A 23,605-nucleotide genomic window follows, 5' to 3' on the forward strand; every position below is an offset into this window, starting at 1 on the left:
GCGGCGGCCATTGCTGTGCCGGAAACATGCCGGGCGGAAGCGCAGGCGGAGGAAGGAAAATGTTACGCCGCATCGCTCGACCGGGTGGCGGCCCGTTACCGCGAGCGCCTGTCAGGGAACGCTCTGGAGGAGGCTTTGCGCCCCATCGACCGTCATATCGCGCTTCAGCAGAAGTTACAGGATCTGGGGTTTCTTGCGCCTGAAGTGCCGGTGGACGGCGTTTATGGCGATGACACGCGGCAGGCCATCGCGACATGGCAGCGCGTGGCCCATCGTCCTGTCGCGGACGGTTTCCTCTCCAATGCGGATGCGGCAGCACTCGACGATAAGGAGAGCGTTCAGGAGCAGCCCGACGATGATACGTCCGCCGATGCGCACGAACCCCCGCCATGGCCGGGGGGGACGGGCATGGAAAAAATCATGACGGTGGATGAGGTGGTGGGCCGTCAGCGCCATCTGGACCGGCAGAAAGTGACGATCGTGGCAAGGGTGTACTGCGCGGATGACATCTGTCAGGCAACACAGGGACGTGGGCATCCTTCCATCACCTTCTCACCTGACGATCTGGATGCGGCGTCCTGGACCACGCTTTCGCAATGCCATCAGCCGGAGGATGGGTGCGTGGGCAAGATGACGGGCACGACCATCAACAGTTGGACAGGTTTCACGGTCGAACTGTCGGACATCAAGGTGAAGTCCCTTCGCCAGACTCCCTGAGGCGGCTTATTTAGGGAGCAGCTTATTTCCGGAGTGAGGACAGGCATTGTCCGCAGCGTCGAGGCCTTGACGCTCACTTTCCTTGTTCCGGAGAAATATATTGAGTTCCTATACGTCGCGATGGACGATCGCTGATGCGCTGAAGGTCCATGCTGACGATCCGACGACGACCATGCCGGTCATCGCGCAGGATTTCCCGACCATGGATGAGTCGGTGATGATCTGGGACACCGGTGCTCTTCGCAACATCCATGGCCAGACCGTCACTTTTAAGGGGTGGCATATCATCTGGTCACTGGCGGTGGACAAGATCGACCTGACCAATGCCGACATCTACGATGAATGGCATTCGCGCAATAACCGCGCCTATATCGGCTATTGGTATTCACGCACCGGCAACGGCGCCGACTGGCAGTGGGGCGGTCGCCCGCTGAACACGTCGGCCGATCTGCGTCCGCATGAATGGTCCGGTGGTCTGGTGATGCGTGAGGGCACGGGCAACGTCGTGGACATGTTCTACACGTCCGAGGCGGACTCGCCCGTCAACCAGTCGGTGCCATCCGTTTCCTCCGGTCAGATTTTTGCCGATGAGAACGGCGTCTGGTTTGGTGGATTCGAAACCACGACCGAAATGTTCTCGGCGGATGGCATTCACAACGCCAATTCGCAGCAGGACGAATATTTCGATTTCCGCGATCCGCATCCTTTTATCAATCCCGCTGATGGTCGCCTGTACTGCCTCTATGAAAGCAACGTCGCTGGTATGCGCGGTGATTTCGTCATTGGTTCCGATGAGCAGGGCGCACTTCCGCCGGGCTTCGAGGTTGGGTCTGGGGCGCAGTATGGCGCGGCTTCCATCGGCATCGCGGTGCTGGCGGATGGTGCCTACAAAAAGGGTGATTTCTCAGGCCAGAACTGGACCCAGCTCGATCCGCTGGTGAGCGCGCTGGGCGTGAACGACCAGATGGAACGCCCGCATATCGTGTTCAAGGACGGTCTGACCTATCTGTTCACGATCAGCCATCACAGCACGTACAGCGGTAATCTGGGCGGTCCGGATGGTGTCTATGGCTTTGTCTCGGAAAAGGGATTGTTCGGTCCATACAAGCCGCTGAATGCCTCCGGTCTCGTGCTGGGCAATCCTTCGGCCGCACCCTATCAGACCTATTCCCACTTCGTGGACCCGGCCGGGTATGTGCAGGCTTTCATCGACACCCTGCCGGGTGTGGGAGAATATCCGAACAACCCTGCTACGTTCCGCATCGGTGCCACGTTGGCGCCCACGGTGAAGATCGAATTGGATGGCGACCGTACCTTCCTCACGGAAGTTCATGGCTACGGTCAGGTATATGCGCAGGCGGCGTGGCCGGTCGGCGCGGCCTGGGACAAGCGTCCGGCCAACTGATCGACTGATCGTTTCATAGACAGCCTGTCTGAGAGACATCAAAAGGAGGCCCGGCGAGGCGTCGTCGCGGAACCGGGCTTCTCACCTGTCTACAGGCGACATCTATTCGCGAAAAAGATCGGGCTTCCGGCGCTCCAGCCAGCGCATGCCCTTGAGACCGATTGCGCGGAAGAACGGGATGTCTTCTGCAAGAAGCACAATACCAACGGGTGCCATCCACAGTCCCAGAATGGGAAGAAAGGAAAAGAGTCCTCCAAGCAGCATCAGAATGCCGGTGATGAGACGGACAAGCCGGTGTTCTTCCGCCATGAGCCAGAACAGCGGCCGTGTGGACCAGCGGGGAAGATGGGCAAGCAGGCGATGCTTGTAGCGCTCCCATTCCGTGTGAGCGTCGTTTTCAGCAATAGGCATGATTTCACGTGGAGGAGGATTCATCGCGGCTCCTGAAAGCGCCCGCCTGTGACCTATGCGTTCGCGGTGGTTATTGCTTCGAGCCTACCTGAAGGCATACGCATCAGGAGATGACGACAGGCAAGATACCCTGACGCATTCGTCACGTTTTTCTATTGGAAAAAAGAGAGCCTTGAGTTCACACTGAACATTGAGGCTCATGTCACTTCGGGAATGTGACTGAAAACCCTGGTCGGAGTGAGAGGATTCGAACCTCCGGCCCCTGCGTCCCGAACACAGTGCTCTACCAGGCTGAGCTACACTCCGATTGGGTGGGCGCGTAATACCGCTCCTCGTCGTGGGCCGCAAGAGGAGAAATGCGACCCACAGCCTTCACGCAGTATTTTTGCGCGTCAGACCCGTTCTTCCTGTCGGCCGCTGGTGGCCTCCGTGGAGGATGTTGTGCACAGGCGTTTCATGGCGCTCTCCACATCGGGCACCACTTCCAGCAGACCGCGCGCATTGGGAGAGGCGAAACCCTGCTCCACGGCCGTGTCGAGCATACTCACCAGAGCCTTTGCCCAACCGGCGACATCGACGATCAGGATGGGGCTTGTGTGCAGGCAAAGCTGCTTCCACGTCAGGATTTCCATCAATTCGTCAAACGTACCGAAGCCGCCGGGTAACACGACAAAGGCTTCGGCCAGCGCAAACATCTTCTGTTTGCGGGTGTGCATGGTTTCCGTGACGATCAGGTCCGTCACGCCATTGTGCATGATTTCCCGCGCCTTGAGAAATTCGGGAATAATACCCGTCACCTTGCCGCCAGCGGCAATGGCGGCGTCGGCCACAGTGCCCATCAGGCCCACATCACCTCCACCATAGACCAGATGGATACCCGCTCGGGCCAGACTTGCTCCCATGGCTTCCGCCGCAGCACGATAGTCGGGCAGATTGCCAAAACGGGAGCCGCAGAAGACGGCGACAGCGCTGATGCGGGCAGGCATGGGGCGAGAGCTCCTCAGAACATGTTTATGCGCTCTCCGCGGGTGTGCGGACGCATGCCCTCCTTGCAGGAGGGGAAGGTCATGATACCTTGCTCACAGCATGCGCCAACCCGTGCGCGGGTGTTAACGTCGCCCGCGCGGCAGGGCGACTGTCAGTCCAAGCCCGATGAGGGAGAAAACCGCGGCAATTGAGAACAGCGCGGTGAAGCCCCATAACGGGATGATGAGGCCAAGCCCCGGTCCCGAAACACCGATGGCTAGGTCGAGGAACACGGAGAATCCACCCAGCGCCACCCCCCGATTCTCCGGTCCGAGCCGCTCGATGGCCAGCACACCCAGAGCGGGAAAAATCAGCGAGAACCCGACTCCGGTGAGAGACGCACCTACATGCGCGAGTAAAGGCGTGTGCCCGAAGGCGAGAACGAACAGTCCCAATGCTTCCACGGCCATTGAGACGATGGCCACCTTTTCGCCGCCCACGCGGTTGATCATGCGTGAGAACACGAAGCGGGTGAGGACGAAAAAGGTGCCGAACAGCGTCAGCGAGAAGGCAGCACCTTTCCAGTGCTGCGCATCGAAATAGAGCGTCAGACATGACACGATCGCGCCAAACCCGATGGACGCCGCGCCCAGCGCGCAGCCATGCGGCAGGACACCACGGATCACCGCGCCAAGAGAGAGCTTCTGCTTGTCGGTGTTCTGAGGATGCGTCGTCTGCATACGCATACCCGGAAGCACGCATGCTCCCATCATCACGGCGCAAAGCACGCCCACGCCGGTCAAGCCGCCCAAGGAGCTGTGTGAGCCGAAGATAAGAGAGGCAATGGGAGCGCCGAGCGCGATGCCGCCATAGGAACACACGCCATTCCACGAGATCACCGTGGCGGCGTTTTCCGGTCCGGCGCGGTACAGGTTCCACATGATGACGCCCACGGCCACCCAGCTTTCGCTGAACCCCAGCAGCGCGCGTCCCGCCAGCAGCAAGGTCAGTGAAAGATCCGCCCTGTGGGAGCAGAGATCGGAGGCGATCAGGAGCAGCCCGGACGCGGCGCCTGCGATCAGGCCCGTGATGACGACCGATCGCGCGCCCGTCGTGTCCAGTCGTTCGCCCGCCCATGTCCGTGTCGCCAGAGTGGCGAGATACTGCGCGGAGACGGCAAAACCCGCGAGTACGGTGCCCCAGCCTAGCACATGATGGACAAAGAGCGGGACGACCGACATCTGCAGGCCGATCTCGGTGTAGCAGGCGAGAGTGAAGAGAAGGGGAGCGAGCGTGAGAAGGAGCGGGGCGGCAGAACGGGAGCTGGGCCGGGGCATGCGGTTTCCAGAGTGATTGGCGGGACGGTTTCTCGAAGAAGCCGGGGAGACTACCTTGTGTAACACACGAAGGCCCGCACGTTTCCCGCAGGCCCATCATGATCTGAGGACGCCCCATCATGACGACCGATTCTTCCGATTCCCTTTCCCAGACCGGCACGCCCGACGATGGTGGCTATGTCACGCTTTCCAGCCGTGTGGCGTATGAAAACCCGTGGACACGTCTGCGTGAGGACATCATTCGCAGACCCAACGGCAAGGATGGTCTCTATGGCGTGGTGGAGCGTGGTGATTTCGTGGTGATCATGCCGGTCGGAGGCACAAAGGATGCACCCACTGTCACCCTCATCCAGCAGTTCCGGTATCCCGTGCAGCGCCGCATGTGGGAGTTTCCCATGGGCATGTGGGAAAGCCGTCCCGGCACCGACCCGGACATTGTGGCTGCGGGTGAGTTGCGCGAGGAAACCGGGCTGACAGCGGCCACAATGCAGCATATTGGCGTGACCTATCAGGGCGCGGGCTACACCACGCAGCTCGGTCACGTCTATCTGGCGACGGGGCTGACGCAGGGCGAGCGGGCGCTGGAAGAGACGGAACAGGACATCACCTGCCACACGCTGCCGCTTGCGGAGTTCGAGCGGATGGTGCGTGAGAACGAGATCACCTGCATGGTCACGCTGGCGGCGTTTGCCATGATCCGCGAGCGTGGGCTGATCTGACACACGACGTCGTGTCCGAATGGCTGACGTGAGCGCAGGGCGCGGCTTGTCCGGTGTGAAATTGACAGACGCGCCATTGCTTGCCTTGTGTGGCGTTCCGGATGCGGGGAAGGGGTTTCCCCGTGACGGACTGCGACTGACCGCAAGGTCGGCAGGGGAGCGGTTCAGGTGGTCATGCGAGGCGACACCAGCGGTTCGGAGCCGCGCACTCCGGCAGGCAACGCGCCCGCCCGATCGTCGCTCCCTCCTTCTGTGCTTGCCACCGAGCAGGTCGATGACGCGGAGGCTGATCGTCTGCAGCAGGCCCGTATGCACGAAGCCGTGCGGCGGGTGCGGCTCGGGGTCAATCAGGTCTGTCTGCTCATCCTGACCGTACTTGCGGTGCTCTACACGCTCAATCTGGCCGCTTCCATCGTCCTGCCCATGGTCATGGCAGTGGTGACCAATCTGATGCTGGTCACGCCCATGCGGCTGATCACGCACTGGACGCGCCTGCCCAAGCCGCTTGTGGCGCTGCTGCTGATCAGCGGCATGTTCGGCTGTCTGGCCATGGTGGGCATGGCCGTGTCCGGGCCGGCCGTAGCGTGGCTGTCGCATCTGCCAGAGGAAATCACCGTCGCTCAGTCACGGCTGGTGGTGCTGCGCACGCCTTTGCATCTGTTGCAGGCTACGAGCCAGCGGGTGCAACTGCTTCTGAGTGAAGGCGGCGGAGCTCATGCCGCGCAGGCTGCCGCCGCACCCTCCATGGGGGGCTTCATGCCGCTTGGCTCCACGCTGCTGGAAAGCACGCAGGCTTTCATGGGGCAGCTTTTCACTTTCTTCATTCTTCTGTTTTTCCTGCTGGCACAGGGCGATAGCCTGCTGCGTCGTTTCGTGGAGATCATGCCGACCTTCAACGACAAGCGGCGCACGGTGCAGATCGCCTCTCATATCGAACGGAATATCTCGATCTATCTCGCCACCATCACGATGATGAACGTGTTCGTGGGGCTGGCGAACATGGTGCAGTGCTGGCTGGTGGGCATGCCCAATCCGCTGCTGTGGGGCGTGGTGGCCTTCGCTTTGAACTACATCCCCATCATCGGGCCGTTTACTGGCATGGTGATCTATTTCTGTGTGGGTCTCTTCACCTTTCCCGTGATGCTGCATGCGTTCATCGCGCCGGCTATCTATCTGTGCATCCATGTGCTGGAAGGCGAGACGATCACACCCATGCTTCTGGCACGGCGTTTCACGCTCAACCCGGTTCTGGTGATGGCGTCACTGCTGTTCTGGGACTGGATGTGGGGGATCACCGGCGCGTTTCTTTCGGTGCCGATGTTGGCGGTGTTCAAGATCATCTGTGATCATGTGGACTGCCTGACGCCCATCGGCCACATGATCGGTGGTCCGGGGCAGACGCATCATGACCATGAAGAACATGTTTCCGGAGCGTAAAGCGTTACTCCCGTCGCAGAACCTGATCCGTCACGAACGATGCCAGCTTGCCTGCCACGAAGTCTCGCTTGAGCGCGACTTCGTCGTATTCATGTTCCACCCACTCAAGAAACGGCACGCGCCCTTCCGCCTCCGCTTTGTAGTGCAGGAAAAACGCATCGAGAATGCCGGTGCGCGAGCGGTTGAAATGGCCGAAGCGCCATGAAAGCTGCCGTAATGCGTCATCCGCCGTGCCGCCTTCGAACAGCACCACCAGTCCGGCAGCCAATCCCGCCCGATCCGCGCCGGATTTGCAGTGCATCAGCATGGGGAAGGCAAGGGTGCGATAGAGGGTGGCAAAACGTAGGATACGGTCGCGATGCGGTGCGCCCCGACTTTCGAACGCCATGTCCACATGGGTCAGCCCCAATCGGGCGGCGGCGTCGCGCGAGAGAGCATCGGAGCCGCAGCGGCGATGCCCACGCAGATTGACCAGCGTGCGCAGGTGCAGCTTGCGGGCGGCAGCGGCCAAGCGGGCCGGAGTGGGATGATTGCAGCGATAGACCTTGCCCGGGATTACGGTGTGGAAGTTGGTCCACACGAGGCGGAACACCGCGTGATCCACGAACAGGCTGTCCATCCACGCCCGGCTTCGACCGCGCTGGGTCGTGAGACTTCCTTCAAACACGCGCCACTCCTGTATCCGGGCGTGGAATTACAGGAGGAGGCGCGGTTTTGTCCAATGTCGGCCCTTGGGTCGGATCATGGGCCGGAGAGTGTCCGGCCCGCAGATTTCAGTATTTCGGATCGTAGGCGAGGCCCTCGATCCATGCACGGATGTCGGCGGGACGCTCCACCTGCGCCATGCCCTTCTCGAAGATGAAGTCTGCCAGACGGATGGCCGATGTCATGGACACGTCGATGATCTCGCTTTGCGGCGGGAACAGACGGCCACGCTCACGGGTCACGACATTGACCTGATCGGCCAGCGCGCGGGCTGTCTCGATAATCAGTTCGTCCGTGATCAGCTTCGGGCGCGTGGCATACACCGCGAGCGCCAGACCGGGGAAGATGTAGAAATTGTTGGCCTGCCCCGGATAGAAGGTGCGTCCATCCATCTCCACATTGGGGAACTGGATGCCGCCTGCGAACAGCGCGCGTCCGTCCGACCACTGATAGGCCTGCTCGGCTGTGCATTCCGCGTTGGTCTGCGGCAGCGACAGCGAGAAGATGATGGGTTTCTCGTTGAGTTTGGCCATCTCGCGGATGATGGTTTCATTGAACGCGCCACCGCAGGTGGATACACCCAGAAGCACGGTTGGTCGCACGCGCTGGATGGTGGCCAGCAGATCTTTGGTCGGCTTGGCCGGATGCGCGAAACGCTTGTGCTCCGGCAGAAGATCGGTGCGTGAGGATTCCAGCAGACCGTCCACATCCATCAGCGTGATGCGCTCGCAGGCTTCTTCCTCGCTCAGCCCCTCCAGCTTCATGGCGGAGACGAGAATATCCGCTGTGCCAAGCCCCGAAGATCCCGCGCCGAGGAAGAGGTAACGCTGGTCGGAGAGTTTCTCCTCCTTGATCTTCATGGCTGTGAACAGACCCGCCAGCGTGACGGCGCCCGTGCCTTGAATGTCGTCGTTGTAGCTGAGCACGCGGTCACGATATTTCGCGAGGTAGCGCAGCGCGTCCGTGCCTTTCCAATCCTCGAAATGGAGGCAGCAGCCGGGGAAGACGTCTTGCACGGCGTCCACGAACTCTTCGACGAATTCGTCGAGTTCGGCCAGCGGAGGCGGTTCACGGCGCAGGCCGAGATAGAGCGGGTCGGCGCGGAGCGCGGCGTTGGTGGTGCCGATGTCAAGCTGGATCGGCAGCAGGGAACGCGGTGGAACGGAGCCGCAGACCGTATAGAGTTGCAGCTTGCCGATGGGGATGCCCATGCCGTTCACGCCGATGTCGCCAAGGCCGAGGATACGTCCGCCGGTGGTGACGCAGATCGTGCGTACGTCGGCTACGGGCCAGTTGCGCAGCACTTCCTTGATGCGACCACGCATTTCCAGCGTGATGTACATGCCGCGCGGACGGCGATAGATATGGCTGAAGAGCTTGCACGCGCGCGCCAGCGTGGGGGCGTAGATGATCGGCACGAACCGGGCCGGATCGGAACGCAATACCTTGTAGAATAACGTCTCGTTCTGATCGACGAGAGAGTTCAGATAGATATAGCGTTCGAGGTCATCGGGCTTGACCTCCACATGGCGCAGGGAGCGCTCGACCTGACGGTCCAGTGTCTCGACCTGCGGGGGAAGAAGCCCTTCCAGTCCAAGCTCACGACGCTGGTCCTGTGTGAAACCGGTGCCGTGGTTGGATTCGCCATCATTGAGGAGAGCCATGCCTCGCAATGATGTTTTTGATGATGTCATCTGTCCGCATCCCTTGTTCCTGCTGGTTGTGTCAGACCGCCGTTGTGCACTGTGCTGAAATTCCGGGCCTTGTCCAAGAGGGAAAGGTGAGCGGAAAGGAGTGCAGCGGCTCTGTCTGTTCGCCTGCGCCAAGGCAGGACGGCCATCACAGGATCACGTCCTCGTGAAGAAACGCTTTTGACACCACATATGCCCTGACAGAGTAAAGGGGTTTTGGGTGCAGGGGAGCGTCCCGCTCCGCGTAATTTCAAGTGACGTTTCAGCGATTGCGCCGGGCGTTGACCAGTTCTGTGACAACACCGTGCAGAGTGCGCAGTTCCTGTTCCGTCACTTCGCCACGGGTGAAAAAATGTCGGATGTTGCGCACCATGCCCGGACGCTTCTGTTCGTTGCGCAGGAAACCACAGTCGTCCAGTTCCTGCAGAAGATGGCGCATGAAGTTGTCCAACTCGCCCTTGGTGGCCACATGCGTCTCGTTGGTCATCAGTGCGCGTGGCGGCGTGTCGTCCTCGCTCATCCACCATTCATAGGCCATGATCATCACGGCCTGAGCGAGGTTGAGGGACATGAACGCCGGATTGAGCGGATAGCGGATCAAAGCGTCGGCGCGCGCCATGTCTTCATTGTCCAGACCGGCGCGTTCGGGGCCGAACAGCAGCCCGACTTTCAGACCGCGTGAAGTCGCTTCGCGCAGTTCCACAGCGCCACCACGGGCCGTCAGAACCGGTTTGACGATGTGGCGGGGGCGCGGACAGGTGGCGTAAACGTGGTGGAGGTCCGCCACGGCGTCGTCCACTGTCTCGAACACGGTCGCTTCTTCCAGAATGCGGTCTGCCCCGGAGGCGGAGCGCCACGCGCGGCTTTGTGGCCAGCCATCACGGGGGGCGACAAGACGCATGTGGAACAGGCCGCCATTGGCCATGGCGCGGGCCGTCGTGCCGATGTTTTCGGCCATCTGTGGCCGGACAAGGATCACGACCGGGCTGTTGCCGATCGGATGCAGGTCGGCTCCGCCGTCGCGCCCGGTCATGCGCGCCTCCATGTCGTGCCGGATGGTCCGTCTTCCAGCGTCACGCCCTTGTCGAACAGTTCCTTGCGGATGGCGTCGGCGCGGGCGAAATCCTTTGCCTTGCGGGCTGCCAGACGCTCCGCGATCAGGGCGTCGATCTCGTCTTCGGACGGCCCATCGCCAGCCTCTCCGCGGAACCACGCCTCTGGCTCCTGCATCAGCAGGCCAATCGTGCGGCCTGAGACCAGCAGATCGGCGGCGGCATCCTTGTTGCCTGCCAGGGCCGCCGTCGCCATGGCATGAAGTTCGGCAATGGCAAGCGGAGTGTTGAGGTCGTCGCACAGGGCGGCGAGGAACGCGGCGGGCAGGGGACGGCCCTCGACATCGAGCGGTCCGGCCGTTTCCAGCGCCCGGTAGAATCGGTCCAGCGTGCGCCGTGCCTCCTCCAGGCCGTCCCACGTGAAGTTCAGCACCGAGCGATATTGCGCACCCATCAGCAGCAGGCGCAGAGCTTCGACCGGTCCACGGGCCAGCACGTCACGGATGGTCAGAAAGTTGCCCACAGACTTGGACATCTTCTCCCCATCCACCAGCAGCATGGCGTTGTGGACCCAGTAATTGGCGAAGGTGCTGCCGGGAAAGCAGCACAGGCTCTGGGCACGTTCGTTCTCATGATGAGGAAAGAGCAGATCGCTGCCACCGCCATGAATGTCGAAGTTTTCGCCCAGATAGCGGTGCGACATGGCGGAACATTCGACGTGCCAACCGGGACGCCCGCGCCCCCATGGTGAGTCCCAGCCCGGTTGCGTTGGACGGGAGGGCTTCCACAGCACGAAATCGCCGGGATCGCGCTTGTAAGGAGCGACCTCCACCCGCGCGCCTGCCACCAGTTCGTCCGTGTCGCGGCCCGAAAGCGCGCCATAGGAGGGAAAGGAGGCGACGGCGAAAAGCACATGGCCCTCGGCTTCATAGGCATGACCGAGTTCGATGAGATGGGCGATCATGCGCACCATCTCTTCGATATTGTGCGTCGCGCGCGGCTCGATGTCGGGCGGCAGCATGTTCATCGCAGCCAGATCGGCATGGAACTCGGCCGTGGTGCGCTCGGTCAGTTGCGCAATGGTCTCGTTGTTGGCTGCCGCGCGTGCGGTGATCTTGTCATCGACGTCCGTGATGTTGCGCACGAAGGTCACGCGCGGATAGAGGCGGCGCAGCAGACGGGTGAGGATATCCGCCGTGAGCATGGCCCGCAGATTGCCCAGATGCGGCAGGTCATAGACGGTGGGGCCGCAGTAATAGACGCGCACATGCTCCGGATCGAGCGGCTGGAAAGGCACATTCGCCCTCCGCTGGCTGTCGTGGAGCGTAAGCTGGGTCATGAGCGGCGGTGTCTCTGTTATCTCGAACGTGGGGCACGCCCCGGGCAGGGGAGAGTTCTGACCATCATGGTCCTGATGGAGACCGGGAAATGCCCCGGAAGAAAGGGAAACGCAAATGTTTCCCTCCACATTCCGGCTCTGTCGCCGTCAAGTGGTCAGTTCATTTCCGCAAAGGACTAAGGGGTCAGCGCGGTGCGACCCAGCCATTGCCCGTGGAATCGCCCAGCGTGCCCGTGCCGGTTGGGCCGGAGTCCTGATAGGCCGAGCCGAACTTCGACAGGTCAGCACCCGTGACGGCGTCGCGAGTGACATGCTGGGCATGGTCAGGATCGGGGCCGTGGGAAAGCTCCATGGACGGTGCGTCCTGATAACCCGGCGGCAATTTGCGGCGACCACGGACGCGCACGTGTTCATGCTGGCGGGACTGGACCGCTGCTGCGGAGGAAGGGTCTTCCTTCGTGGGATCGCCGGACGTCATTTCCACACCCGCGAACGGGTCGGAGCCGGGCGCAGCCATCGCATGATGCGCCAACGGCCCGCTGACGGCGACCATCGCAAGAATGGCAACCGGAAGGCCGAGCCTGAAGCGAAAAATGGACATGATCGACCCAACCCTCTGCAAACCTTGTCACAGGCGGAAGATGGGAACGCGCCCACGGAGCACAAGACCGCCTGCTTCCTGTGGAGAAATCATTTCGCATGGAGTGATGGCTGACGGCAACATGGAGGACGCGATTTTGTCAAAAGGAGAGGAAAGGCTGGTGTCAGGAAGCGGGCCGCCCCATGTACAGAAAACCATGCTGCGACTGCTCTTTCCATGACCGTCGATCTGTTCGACCTGCCGGGTGCGTCGTCTTTTCGGCAGCGTGATCCCGTCATTTTGGATATAGGCGCCGTCCTGTTTCCCGGTATGGCGCGTCGTGAAAGCGGCCCATTGCTTGACGCGGCCCGTGCGGTTGTCCGCGCTGCGCCTTTCCGACATCTGATCACACCGGGCGGGCGGCGCATGTCGGTGGCCATGACGGCGTGTGGCGAATGGGGCTGGACGTCTTCGCCTGATGGCTATCGCTACAGCCGGACCGATCCACGCACGGGTGCGCCTTGGCCCCCCATGCCGGACCTGTTTCGCGATCTGGTGCGTCGGGCAACACATGAGGCCGGTTTTGCACACGTGCCTCTTCAATCGGGTCTTGTGAACCTCTATCGCCCCGGTACACGCATGTCGTTGCATCAGGATCGCGAGGAACAGGCGCTTGATGTGCCGATTGTCTCGGTCTCGTTCGGTGTGGCGGCGACGTTCCTGTGGGGCGGCATGGCACGCGGAGATCCAGTGCGCAGGATGCGGCTGGAGCATGGGGACGTATTGGTGTGGGGCGGTCCTTCTCGCCTGCGGTTTCATGGCGTGGCACCTCTGGCGCAAGCAGAGCATCCCGAGACGGGGGCATGCCGGGTCAATCTGACGTTTCGACGTGTGACGAAATTGAAGTGACAGAACGGATTTTCGGCTGGCCGTGTTGTCTGTCAATGGTCAGGCTAGAGTTCCATGAACCGCTTTCGGCACTGTTCCTCCGACGGTCACGCAGTATTCTTGAGTGGGACGTGACTGTCACTCGGACAAATGGAGCTATTGCGTGGGATGTGGCGCAGATCGGCCGTCCATGACGGTAAAATCGAGCTGATAGACAGACTGATCTTTCGATCGTTCCTGTCCGGTCACGTGAATGGTCGGGTCTTGTGGAACCAGACAGTTCACCAGATGCACAACATCCGGTTCGGTGGTGGCGTTTGTATAGGTCAGACGGTAATGCCCGGCGGTCATGTGCATGGGCAGATCGAACTGGAGTTCCATGACGCCCGAGCCCGCTCGCAGGAAAGTCGTTGCAGGGAAAGCGCCACCGTCGAAACGAAGAGGGGCGCTTTTTCCGTTCAGTGAAACGGACAGGGCTCGGGCGATCTTTTTCGCATAGGCGGTCTGTTCGTCAGGCGACAAAATCGTGTCGCCGTTGCGGTCGATTTGTCCGATGACCTGATCCGCCACATCGACGCCCGGTGTCAGCCGTAAACGAAAGAGCACTCTGTCGTGTTTCAAGGTAATCGTTGTGGCCTGAAGATATTCATCCAGTCGGTGCGCCATGCCAACACTAGGAAATCCTGTGCTGACAACGACGGCCAGCGCACACCAAACGCGTTTTTTCATCGGACAGTGAATCGGCTGCCATAGCTGTTTGTCGGGTCGCGATAGACCGTGTGAACATGCATCGTAGCATCGCCGCCCACACCCTGCGGAGAAAACTCGATCAGAAGGTGTGGGCCCTGAATCCGGTAATAGGACGAGCCGTTATGTCCGGACACATGCGTCAGTGGCCCGCTCCATGCGAACCATGTCTCATCCAGTCCGGCCTCAATCTCTTTCAGACGCGGAGCGGCGTAAGCGTCGTTGATGATGCCGGCCCATTCCTCAATGACATCCATCAACAGTTTTTTCTGCATGATGGTGAGAGAAGAGCCTTTGATTCCTTCAGGAACGATCACTTCACCATCGTGACCGGGACCGGAGACCAGATCGTCAACCTGATAGGACAGGACGGCCTGTTGACGTTGTTGGGCGTTCAGCGAGGCCAGCAGAGCGAACGCCTTGTCATTCTCTCCCGCCAGCACGCGCACCGTCCGGCCCTCTGTCCGATAGATTGCGGGCTGCGCTCCGGTGAGGGTCGGTGTCATGACGCCATGTTCGCCGTCGATCACTACATTGAGGCCGAGATGATGGCCGCCAAACTGCACCATCCACGGGGTTGTGGTGGACGGCTCACCGAATATGCCAATCGTGTAAACCGCCTTACCCGACGCAAACGGCGTGCCGCTGTCGGCCAGAGCCTGATCCGAGCCCATGATGTCCAGCACCTTCTGATAGCCTTTGGCGCTCAGGAGAGTCTGTAACAGATGCAGCGCGGCGTCTCGCTGGGGCGCTGTCAGTTGTCCCATTTGCAGGCCGGGGCGCGGCACATCGCTGACCGGAAAGTTCGACCAGACCGCTTTGCCATACCGCTCACCGATAAATCCGCCCGGCGGCCCCATGCCCGGTCCCCGCGCCACTGGTGTCTGGGGCTGATCGTCCGTCACCGGCACCACGGGTTGCCCCGGTCCGGTTCGGCGGAACCTTGCCAGCGTGCCCTGTTTCGCGGCTGCAAAGGGAAATTGCACCGTTGGCCGGATTTGCGGGGTGAACGTTTCGAGAAAAGCCTTGGCCGCTTCAGTGATGATTTGGGTCTGGTTTATGGACATGCTGTTTCCCGAAAGTGCCGCCGATGCTGTTTGCGCCGAGGCTTTGTCTCCGCTGACGGGCAGTGCTCCCAACAGGAGAGTGCTTGCGATCAAAAAACCATTTCGTTTCAGAAACATGATGTCCCGCTGGTCATTTTCCGGTATCTGCTTTTCATTCTCAACACGACAAGAGCTTGCCGCGCCCTTGTCATGCGATCAAGGGGTTTACCCACCTCCCTTTTCCGCGTTCACATTGTCGTATCCGTCATGCCGCCCGCATGACGCCCCGAACCATCAAGCTTACCGGGAATCCGTCATGCCGAGCTTTCAGCCTGTTTCTTTTCCACGTTCCAAGCGGCAGGCGCTGTTATGCGTGCTTGCCACGGGTACGTTCCTCACGACCGCTGCTCCCATGCTCCGACCAACCGCAGCGCACGCGGCCGATTGTGCCGATCTCGTGCATCATGCCATTCCGAATGCGACATTCACGACGGTCGAGACCGTTGAGGCCGGGGTCTGGCGCTCTCCACAGAACCAGCTCACACACATCATGACCGCTCCCGGCATGAATCTTGCGGGGCATCCCACCCAACCTGCGAATCCTGCATTTTGCCGCGTGGCCCTTACCCTTCGTCCTTCTTCGGACTCCCAAATACGCACGGAAGTCTGGCTGCCTCTGAAGGGGTGGAACGGCAAACTGCTGGGTGTCGGCAATTTCGGCTGGGCCGGTTCGCTGATGTATGACGGCATGGTCACGGGTGTGGGCGAAGGATATGCCGTCGCCAGCACCGATACCGGTCATGACAGCGCTACGCCGGAAGGGCAGGGCGGACGCTTTACTCTCGGTCATCCGGAGAAGCTGATTGATTACGCGTATCGCGCCGATCATCTCATGACGACCACAGCCAAATCCCTGATTCACGCTTTTTACGGCAAAAATGCTTCCCACGCCTATTGGATCGGTTGTTCTCTTGGAGGACTGGAAGGTCTGATCGAAGCGAAACGCTATCCGGACGATTACGATGGCATCGTCGCGGGCGCGCCTCCCAATCCGATTGTCGATTTCAATGCCGAACAGCTTTGGGCGGGCTGGATGAGCTATCACAACCCGGCTTTGCGGGTGGCGCGTGCGAAATTCCAACTGCTCAATAAGGCAGTGATGAATGCCTGTGCCTCGCCGGTTGGGAAAAAGCAGGGCTTTCTTGATGAGCCGGATGCCTGCACCTTTACGCCCAAGCAGCTTCTCTGCACAGGCGCGGACAGTTCTGAGTGTTTGACCGCATCGGAAGTTCAGGCGGCAGAACAGATCTACCGAGGTCCGGTCAACCCGCGCACGGGAGAGGTGATTTTCCCCGGACCGGCAAAAGGCAGCGAGGACGGTTTTTCCGCCGATGGAAAAGCTTTTCCGGTGGCGCTCGATCTTTTCAAATATGCTGCATTTCAGAATCCGAACTGGGACTGGACGACTCTCAACTGGGACACGGACATCGCTGAGGCGACCAGAAAGGTCGGACCGCTGCTGCACGTCGATGACAATCTGGAACCGTTCTTTCGTCATGGCGGCCGGCTGCTAATGTATATTGGCTGGAATGACGGCCATAATCCTGAGCAACTGGCTGGATATTATCAGTCCGTGCTCAAACATGCCGATCCGGCCGCGAAGGATGCGATGCGGCTCATTGTCATCCCCGGTATGGGTCATTGTTACGGCGGAGCCGGCTGCGACACGTTCAGTAAACTTGGCGCCATGGACAACTGGGTCAGCCGTCATCAGGCTCCGGAAAAACTCATCGCGTCCCGTGTGACAGATGGCAAAGTCGTGCGCACCCGCCCGCTCTGCGCGTGGCCGAGTGTCGCCCGCTATGACGGACAGGGAAACATGGACGATGCCGCGAGCTTTGCCTGTGTTGGGCCCGCTCGTCAGCCGTAAGGGACACAGTTCTTTCCAAAAGTGGCCCAATAAGAAAAGGGCGTCGGAAGGTTTTCCCTCCGACGCCCTTTTTCACAACCTGCGGCAGATCTCAGAGCTTGCGCTCGACCTGCAACTCCTTGATCCGGCCAATCGCCTTGGCCGGGTTCAGACCCTTCGGGCAGGTCTGCGTGCAGTTCATGATCGTGCGACACGCATAGAGCTTGAACGTGTCTTCCAGCGAGTCCAGCCGGTCTCCCTGATGCTCGTCACGACTGTCGGCGATCCAGCGATAGGCCGCGAGCAGCGTGGCCGGGCCGAGGTAGCGGTCCCCGTTCCACCAGTAGGACGGGCACGACGTGGTGCAGCAGAAGCACAGGATGCACTCCCACATGCCGTCCAGCTTGGCGCGTTCTTCCGGCGACTGACGGCGCTCGCCATCGGGCGGCGGAGCGCTGTCGGCTTTCATCCACGGCTCGATGGAACGGAGCTGGGCGTAAGCACCGTCGAGGTTGGACACCAGATCTTTCACGATCGGCATGTGGGGAAGGGGGTTGATGAGAATATCCCCCTTCATGTCGCGGATCGGCTTGAGGCACGCCAGCGTGTTCTCGCCATCGATGTTCATCGCGCACGAACCGCAAATGCCTTCACGGCAGGAGCGACGGAACGTCAGCGTCGGATCGACGTCGTTCTTGATGTGGATGAGCGCGTCGAGCACCATCGGTCCAATGGTGTCGATGTCGATCTCATAAGTGTCCATCACCGGATTGCTGTCGTCGTCCGGTGTCCAGCGATAGATCTTGAACGTCCGCACGTTCTTCGAGCCGGCGGGGGCAGGGAAGAACTGTCCCTTGCCCACCGTGCTGTTCCGCGGAAGTCTCAGTTCGACCATGTCCAGTCTCCCTTGGTCTGACGGCGGGTCAGTAGACGCGCTTCTTGGGCGGGAAGACCTGCACCTCGTCGGTGAGGGTCTTCATGTGTACGGGGCGATACGTCATGTTCGTCTCACCCTTGTCGTTGAGCCATGACACGCTGTGCTTGAGCCAGTTCACGTCGTCACGATCGGGATAATCGTCGCGGGCATGGGCCCCGCGGCTCTCGTGGCGAACAAGTCCGCTTTCCAGCGTCACAGTGGCGTTGGCAAGCAGGTTGTCGAACTCAAGCGCTTCCATCAGGTCGCTGTTCCAGATCAGCGACCGGTCAGCCACCGACATGTCGTCCTTGGCTTTCCAGATGTCGCGGATCTTGTCACAGCCTTCCTTGAGGCTTTCTTCCGTGCGGAAGACGGCGGCGTGCGTCTGCATGTCACGCTGGAGGCGATCGCGCAGTTCGGACACGCGGGTGCCACCCTTGGCGTTGCGCACACGATCCAGACGATCCAGCGCTTCCTCGCCTGCGCCGGCCGGCAGCGGCTTGACGAAGTCGCTCGGCTTGACCACTTCGGCGGCGCGCTTGGCGGCGGCGCGACCGAAGACGATCAGATCGAGCAGCGAGTTCGTGCCCAGACGGTTCGCGCCATGCACGGACACGCAGGCAGCCTCACCCACGGCCATCAGGCCCGGCACCACGGCGTTCACGTCGTCGGGGGTGGGGCGCACCACCTCGCCGTGAATGTTCGTGGGGATGCCGCCCATGTTGTAGTGAACGGTCGGCAGTACCGGCACAGGCTCTTTCGTCACATCGATGCCGGCGAAGATACGCGAGGTCTCGATGATACCAGGCAGGCGTTCGTGCAGCAGGTCCGAGCCGAGATGCTCAAGATGCATCATCATGTGGTCTTTCTTCGGACCACAGCCACGGCCTTCGCGAATTTCCACCGTCATGGCGCGGGAGACGACGTCACGCGACGCCAGATCCTTGGCCGTCGGCGCGTAACGCTCCATGAAGCGCTCGCCTTCGGAATTGGTGAGATAGGCGCCCTCACCACGACAGCCTTCCGTAAGCAGGCAGCCCGCCGGATAGATGCCGGTGGGGTGGAACTGCACGAATTCCATGTCCTGTGTCGGCAGACCGGCACGCATGACCATGCCGCCACCGTCACCCGTGCAGGTATGGGCCGAAGTGCAGGACTGGTAGGCGCGGCCATAACCGCCTGTCGCCAGCACCACCATCTTTGCGTTGAAGCGATGGATCGTGCCATCGTCCTGACACCACGCCATCACGCCACGGCACGCGCCTTCGGCGTCCATGATGAGATCAAGCGCGAAATATTCAACGAAGAACTCGACGTTGTGCTTGAGGCACTGCTGATACAGCGTGTGCAGGATCGCATGACCCGTGCGGTCGGCGGCGGCGCAGGCGCGGGGCACGGGGGCCTTGCCGAAGTCGCTCATATGGCCGCCGAAGGGGCGCTGATAGATCTTGCCGTCTTCAGTGCGCGAGAAAGGCACACCGAAATGTTCGAGTTCGTGCACGGCGGGGACGGCCTCGCGGCACATGAACTCGATCGCGTCCTGATCGCCCAGCCAGTCCGACCCTTTCACGGTGTCGTACATGTGCCAGCGCCAGTTGTCCTCGGCCATGTTGCCGAGCGACGCTCCGATACCGCCCTGAGCGGCGACGGTGTGGCTTCGTGTGGGGAAAACCTTGGTGACGCAGGCGGTGGACAGCCCTGCGGCGCCCATGCCCAGCGTGGCGCGGAGACCCGAACCACCGGCGCCGACCACCACCACGTCATAGGCGTGATCGACAATGCGGTAGGCTCCCCGCGAAGGAGAGGAAATTGCGTTCATCGTGACGGCGCTCCCGTTGTCTTGCGACCAGTCATAAGCAGCATGAAAGTCCGACGGTGCACGCCGGACATGATGGCGATCAGCCCTTGCGTCCGAGTGCGAGCTTCAGCACGGAGACGAGGCCCAGCAGACCGAAGATGCCGCAGCCAAAACGCACCAGCAGCTTTGCAGGCGCTGTGGCCTTGCCGTGCACGTAATCGTCCACGATCACCTGAAGTCCGGCTTCGGCATGATAGAAGCTGGTGGCGACGAGGGCTGCGAGCAGTGTGGCGTTGACGGGCTTGCCGCCCCATTTCGTCACGTCCTCGTAATCCGCGCCGCCAAGGCGGAACATCTGGATCACGAACCAGCCCGATAGCGGCAGCAGGCTGGCGGCCGAGACGCGCTCGACAATCCAGTGTTCCGTGCCGGAGTGACCCGAGCCAAGGCCGCGGGCGCGGCCGAGCTGGGAGCGCATCACGGTATGATGCGAAGGAGCCGTTGCGTTCATCTCAGGATGCCTTCTTCAGCAGCTTGGCGCGGTGGCGCGCACGGCAGCACGATGTGGCCAGAAGGGCGGTGGCCAGCGTGACACCGACACCGGCGATCACGCCGATGGCCACGGGGCCGTCCTCGTTGAGTTCCTTCTTGTCGTAGCGGTGACCGGCATCCCAGATGAAGTGACGCAGGCCACCGATCGTGTGCCACACCAGCGAGATGATCCAGCCGAACAGCACGAGCTGCCCCAGCGGATTACCTGTTACCTTGCGTGCCTTGGCAAAGGATTTCGGACCGCGAGCAAGTGCTGCGAGCCATACCACTCCAAGCGCGGAACCGGCCGTCGCGACGACACCGGTGATGCGATTGGAAATGGAAAGAAACATCGACAGGCGCATCTTGTAGACCTGAAGATGCGGTGACATGGGCCGTCGTATTAGTTTGCCGTCGCTGCGGCTCCCGACATAGAGCGCTTCCCGAACATCCTGCATCGTCGCCTCGTCGTTTCGTCCAACCAGACGCCGTGCATGAACGGCGTCATTCCGAAATCGGTCCTACGCCCGGGGGTTGGGCGGGTCAATTCGAGGGAGAAACACGAGACCGAGAGGGTAGATCACGTTTCTTGAGAGCATGTATGGGATAGGTGCGAGGAGTGTCCGCCCTGACGGCGGACACATATGTCGCAAATCGAAACGATCAGTGTCGTTTCGGCAACAGATCGAGCGCGATCATGGTTTCGGCAATCTGGACTGCGTTCAGGGCCGCGCCCTTGCGCAGATTGTCGGACACGCACCAGAACGCCAGACCGTTGGGAACGGTAGGGTCGAGGCGCAGGCGGGAGACATAGGTGGCGTCTTCTCCCACACATTCGATGGGGGTGACGTAGCCACCGTCCTCGTGCTTGTCGAGCAGCACCACGCCCTCGGCTTCGCGCAGGGCTTCGCGGGCGCGGGCGAGATCCACAGGCTCCTCAAACTCCGCAACGACAGCTTCGGAATGGCCAATGAAGACCGGCACGCGCACGCAGGTGGCGATGACGGACACATCCGGGTCGAGGATCTTCTTGGTTTCGACCGCCATCTTCCACTCTTCCTTGGTCGCGCCGTCATCCATGAAACGGTCGATCTGCGGAATGCAGTTGAAGGCGATCTGCTTCTGGAACTGCTCGATCACGGGCGGATCGCCCACGAAGGTGCCTTTCGTCTGCTGTTCCAACTCGTGCATCCCGTCCGTGCCGGCTCCCGCTACAGCCTGATAGGTGGCAACGACCACGCGCTTGAGCGTGAACAGATCGTGCAGCGGCTTGAGCGCCACGACCATCTGGATGGTCGAGCAGTTCGGGTTGGCAATGATGCCGCGCTTGGCCTTCTTGAGGTCGTTGGGATTTACCTCGGGCACCACCAGCGGCACGTCCGGCTCCATGCGGAACTGGGAGGTGTTGTCGATGACGATGCAGCCGGCCTTCGCGGCGCGAGGACCATGAATGGCCGACACGCTTGCACCCGGCGAGAACAGGCCGACATCCCAGCCGGTGAAATCGAAGGTCTCGAGATTCTGCACCTTCAGTGTGCGGTCCCCGAAGGACACTTCCCGTCCTGCCGAGCGCGGCGACGCCAGCGCCACGATGTCATCGACAGGAAACTCCCGTTCATGCAGCGTCTTGAGGATTTCACGCCCGACAGCCCCTGTCGCGCCCACGACCGCTACGCGATAACCCATGTTCGTTCCTCTCTTCTCCACGTCCGACGCGGAATTGCGAGGTGACACCTATAGCACCGGGGCGTGCGACGAAAGGCCGGTATCCGCCGTCTGCCGCGTCTCCATCGAGGGAGTATCCCGTTCATGACGACCGCCACGACTGCCTCATCCACACCCGCCGCGACTCTTGTTCTGTTTGGCGCACGGGGTGACCTCGTGCGCCGCCTGCTTGTGCCCGCACTTTACGATTTGCGGAGAAGCGGCCTGTTGCCGGAGGCTTTTCGCATTGTGGGAGTGGATCGAGTCGAGGGTGACACCGGGAACTGGCGGGACTCGCTGCGCGATTTTCTTGCCGAGACCACGCGCGATCCGCTGGCGGAGTTTCAGGCCACGGGCATTGATGAGCAGATATGGAACTGGCTGGCCGACCGGCTGGAGTATGTGCGGCTCGACTTTGCCGAATCGGACGGGCTGGCGGGATTACGGCCTCATGTAAGCGGCAATGCCATCTTCTATCTTGCGGTGCCGTCGCGTCTGTTCGGCCCGGTCATCGGGGAGTTGGCGAAGACAGGGCTTCTGGACGAAACGCCGGAAGGTTTCCGCCGGGTTGTGGTGGAGAAGCCTTTCGGGCTGGATCTGGCCAGCGCGCAGGCGCTCAACCGTCAGTGCGCAGCGGTGATGAAGCCCGAGCAGATCTTCCGCATCGATCACTTTCTCGGGAAAGAGGAGGTGCGCAACATCCTCATCACCCGATTCGCCAACGTGCTGTTCGAGCCAGTGTGGAACAGCCGCTTCATCGACAATGTTCAGATATCTGCCACTGAGACGATCACGGTCGGCACCCGTGGCGCCTTTTACGAATCGACCGGTGCGCTTCGCGACATGGTGCCCAACCATCTCTTTCAGCTTCTCTCCCTCGTGGCGATGGAGCCGCCGACCTCACTGGCAGGAGCAGGATTGTCCGAGGCCCGTCAGGCGCTGTTTGAAGCCATTGAGCCAGTGCAGCCTGGTGATGTGGTGCGTGGACAGTATGAGGCCGGGGTCGTGACGGGCGAGGCCGTTCCAGCCTATCGGACCACGCCGGGTGTCGATCCGCAGAGCCGGGTCGAGACGTTTGTCGCTCTAAAACTGCATGTGGACACACCGCGCTGGGAAGGGGTGCCGTTTTATCTTCGCACCGGCAAGGCGATGGGCAATCGCGTGACGGAAGTAGTCGTGACCTTCCGGGCTGCTGAAGCACTGGCGGAAGTGGAAGGAGCCAACCGACCGAATCGAATCATCTTCCGCATCCAGCCCGATGGGGGTGTGCGGATCGGATTTGAAGGGTTGGCGCAGGGTCCGGGACTGTCCAAGACGGCTATGGTGGCTCGCATGTTTGAGCGTGAGTTTTCGCCCGTGCATCCAGATGTGGGTTACGAGGCTCTTCTGTATGGGTGTCTGTATGGAGACCACACGCTGTTTCAGCGCGCGGACAACGTGGAACGGGCATGGGCGGTGCTGGAGCCGGTTCTTCAGGCATGGAAAGACGGTGGCGCGCCGGAATCCTACAGCGCTGGCTCGGACGGTCCCGCGGGAGCGCAGGAACTCCTCGCGCGTGACGGCCGCGTGTGGGAAAAGGCGACGGAAACAGATGGGCAGGTGGGAAGCTGACATGCCTTCTCACGCCGCCTTTCTGCCGTATTGAACAGTCATCACGACTGGCTATGGCGGAAGAGGGGCGCTCCCTGTTCCGGGATCGGTCGGACC

Annotated in this window: 22 protein-coding genes and 1 tRNA gene; 7 read left to right on the plus strand and 16 right to left on the minus strand. The window is 61.2% G+C overall.

Annotated features, from left to right (window positions below; all coding sequences use genetic code 11):
- A partial coding sequence (locus KUA11_RS15895) for a peptidoglycan-binding domain-containing protein (protein ID WP_217411916.1) occupies positions 1-717 on the plus strand: 717 nt, incomplete at its 5' end.
- Between the two features lie 100 nt (positions 718-817).
- The gene (locus KUA11_RS15900; RefSeq protein ID WP_254454990.1) at positions 818-2,122 is read left to right on the plus strand and encodes a glycoside hydrolase family 68 protein; all 1,305 of its coding nucleotides are present in this window, start codon (positions 818-820) and stop codon (positions 2,120-2,122) included.
- Between the two features lie 102 nt (positions 2,123-2,224).
- Here KUA11_RS15900 and KUA11_RS15905 read toward each other — a convergent pair whose 3' ends face one another.
- From KUA11_RS15905 to KUA11_RS15920, 4 genes are all read right to left on the minus strand, one after another.
- Positions 2,225-2,557: a YgaP family membrane protein gene (locus KUA11_RS15905; protein WP_217411920.1), complete on the minus strand. Its 333-nt coding sequence runs from the start codon at positions 2,555-2,557 to the stop codon at positions 2,225-2,227.
- Positions 2,558-2,762: 205 nt separating this feature from the next.
- A tRNA-Pro gene (locus KUA11_RS15910) sits at positions 2,763-2,839 on the minus strand.
- Between the two features lie 86 nt (positions 2,840-2,925).
- Positions 2,926-3,519 carry an LOG family protein gene (locus KUA11_RS15915; protein WP_217411922.1) on the minus strand — a complete coding sequence of 198 codons (594 nt, stop codon included), beginning with the start codon at positions 3,517-3,519 and terminating at the stop codon, positions 2,926-2,928.
- Positions 3,520-3,642: 123 nt separating this feature from the next.
- Positions 3,643-4,836 (minus strand): MFS transporter, encoded by a 1,194-nt coding sequence (locus KUA11_RS15920; protein WP_217411924.1) that lies wholly within the window; start codon positions 4,834-4,836, stop codon positions 3,643-3,645.
- 119 nt (positions 4,837-4,955) lie between these two features.
- Here KUA11_RS15920 and KUA11_RS15925 point away from each other — a divergent pair, with 119 nt between their 5' ends.
- On the plus strand, positions 4,956-5,555 hold the full coding sequence (locus KUA11_RS15925; protein ID WP_217411926.1) for an NUDIX domain-containing protein: 600 nt from the start codon (positions 4,956-4,958) through the stop codon (positions 5,553-5,555).
- Positions 5,556-5,729: 174 nt separating this feature from the next.
- The gene (locus KUA11_RS15930; protein WP_217411928.1) at positions 5,730-6,992 is read left to right on the plus strand and encodes an AI-2E family transporter; all 1,263 of its coding nucleotides are present in this window, start codon (positions 5,730-5,732) and stop codon (positions 6,990-6,992) included.
- 4 nt (positions 6,993-6,996) lie between these two features.
- On the opposite strand, the gene KUA11_RS15935 is transcribed toward KUA11_RS15930, so the two are convergent.
- The 5 genes from KUA11_RS15935 to KUA11_RS15955 all read right to left on the minus strand — a co-directional run bounded on the left by KUA11_RS15935 (position 6,997) and on the right by KUA11_RS15955 (position 12,380).
- Entirely contained in the window at positions 6,997-7,659 is a 663-nt protein-coding gene (locus KUA11_RS15935) for a tyrosine-protein phosphatase (protein WP_217411930.1), read from the minus strand.
- Positions 7,660-7,765: 106 nt separating this feature from the next.
- Entirely contained in the window at positions 7,766-9,391 is a 1,626-nt protein-coding gene (locus tag KUA11_RS15940; RefSeq protein ID WP_166314544.1) for an NAD-dependent malic enzyme, read from the minus strand.
- Between the two features lie 259 nt (positions 9,392-9,650).
- Complete coding sequence (locus KUA11_RS15945) at positions 9,651-10,421, minus strand: RNA methyltransferase (protein ID WP_217411932.1); 771 nt, start codon at positions 10,419-10,421, stop codon at positions 9,651-9,653.
- Positions 10,418-11,779 carry a cysteine--tRNA ligase gene (cysS, locus tag KUA11_RS15950; protein ID WP_217411934.1) on the minus strand — a complete coding sequence of 454 codons (1,362 nt, stop codon included), beginning with the start codon at positions 11,777-11,779 and terminating at the stop codon, positions 10,418-10,420. The genes KUA11_RS15945 and cysS overlap by 4 nt, the downstream gene beginning before the upstream one ends.
- Before the next feature lie 184 nt (positions 11,780-11,963).
- Entirely contained in the window at positions 11,964-12,380 is a 417-nt protein-coding gene (locus KUA11_RS15955; RefSeq protein WP_217411936.1) for a hypothetical protein, read from the minus strand.
- Positions 12,381-12,596: 216 nt separating this feature from the next.
- Here KUA11_RS15955 and alkB point away from each other — a divergent pair, with 216 nt between their 5' ends.
- A complete protein-coding gene (alkB, locus tag KUA11_RS15960; protein ID WP_217411938.1) occupies positions 12,597-13,268 on the plus strand; it encodes a DNA oxidative demethylase AlkB in 672 nt (223 codons plus the stop codon).
- 135 nt (positions 13,269-13,403) lie between these two features.
- Here alkB and KUA11_RS15965 read toward each other — a convergent pair whose 3' ends face one another.
- Together KUA11_RS15965 and KUA11_RS15970 are read right to left on the minus strand one after the other, a co-directional pair.
- Positions 13,404-13,976 (minus strand): hypothetical protein, encoded by a 573-nt coding sequence (locus KUA11_RS15965; protein WP_254454991.1) that lies wholly within the window; start codon positions 13,974-13,976, stop codon positions 13,404-13,406.
- Positions 13,973-15,061 carry a DUF3500 domain-containing protein gene (locus tag KUA11_RS15970; RefSeq protein WP_217411940.1) on the minus strand — a complete coding sequence of 363 codons (1,089 nt, stop codon included), beginning with the start codon at positions 15,059-15,061 and terminating at the stop codon, positions 13,973-13,975. The genes KUA11_RS15965 and KUA11_RS15970 overlap by 4 nt, the downstream gene beginning before the upstream one ends.
- A gap of 295 nt (positions 15,062-15,356) precedes the next feature.
- On the opposite strand from KUA11_RS15970, the gene KUA11_RS15975 reads away from it, so the two are divergent.
- Entirely contained in the window at positions 15,357-16,970 is a 1,614-nt protein-coding gene (locus KUA11_RS15975; protein WP_217411942.1) for a tannase/feruloyl esterase family alpha/beta hydrolase, read from the plus strand.
- Between the two features lie 91 nt (positions 16,971-17,061).
- On the opposite strand, the gene KUA11_RS15980 is transcribed toward KUA11_RS15975, so the two are convergent.
- The 5 genes from KUA11_RS15980 to KUA11_RS16000 all read right to left on the minus strand — a co-directional run bounded on the left by KUA11_RS15980 (position 17,062) and on the right by KUA11_RS16000 (position 21,880).
- On the minus strand, positions 17,062-17,844 hold the full coding sequence (locus tag KUA11_RS15980) for a succinate dehydrogenase iron-sulfur subunit (protein WP_217411944.1): 783 nt from the start codon (positions 17,842-17,844) through the stop codon (positions 17,062-17,064).
- A 28-nt stretch (positions 17,845-17,872) separates the two neighbouring features.
- Positions 17,873-19,684, minus strand: coding sequence for a succinate dehydrogenase flavoprotein subunit (gene sdhA, locus KUA11_RS15985; protein WP_166316392.1), 1,812 nt, complete (start codon positions 19,682-19,684; stop codon positions 17,873-17,875).
- A 79-nt stretch (positions 19,685-19,763) separates the two neighbouring features.
- Positions 19,764-20,174, minus strand: coding sequence for a succinate dehydrogenase, hydrophobic membrane anchor protein (sdhD, locus tag KUA11_RS15990; protein WP_217411946.1), 411 nt, complete (start codon positions 20,172-20,174; stop codon positions 19,764-19,766).
- A 1-nt stretch (position 20,175) separates the two neighbouring features.
- Positions 20,176-20,652, minus strand: a complete 477-nt coding sequence (gene sdhC, locus KUA11_RS15995; RefSeq protein WP_217411948.1) for a succinate dehydrogenase, cytochrome b556 subunit — start codon at positions 20,650-20,652, stop codon at positions 20,176-20,178.
- 205 nt (positions 20,653-20,857) lie between these two features.
- Complete coding sequence (locus KUA11_RS16000) at positions 20,858-21,880, minus strand: aspartate-semialdehyde dehydrogenase (protein WP_217411950.1); 1,023 nt, start codon at positions 21,878-21,880, stop codon at positions 20,858-20,860.
- A gap of 123 nt (positions 21,881-22,003) precedes the next feature.
- On the opposite strand from KUA11_RS16000, the gene zwf reads away from it, so the two are divergent.
- A complete protein-coding gene (zwf, locus tag KUA11_RS16005) occupies positions 22,004-23,509 on the plus strand; it encodes a glucose-6-phosphate dehydrogenase (protein ID WP_217411952.1) in 1,506 nt (501 codons plus the stop codon).
- Positions 23,510-23,605: the final 96 nt, after the last annotated feature.

The sequence above is a fragment of the Acetobacter estunensis genome, from assembly GCF_019083805.1.
GTDB lineage: Bacteria > Pseudomonadota > Alphaproteobacteria > Acetobacterales > Acetobacteraceae > Acetobacter > Acetobacter estunensis_A.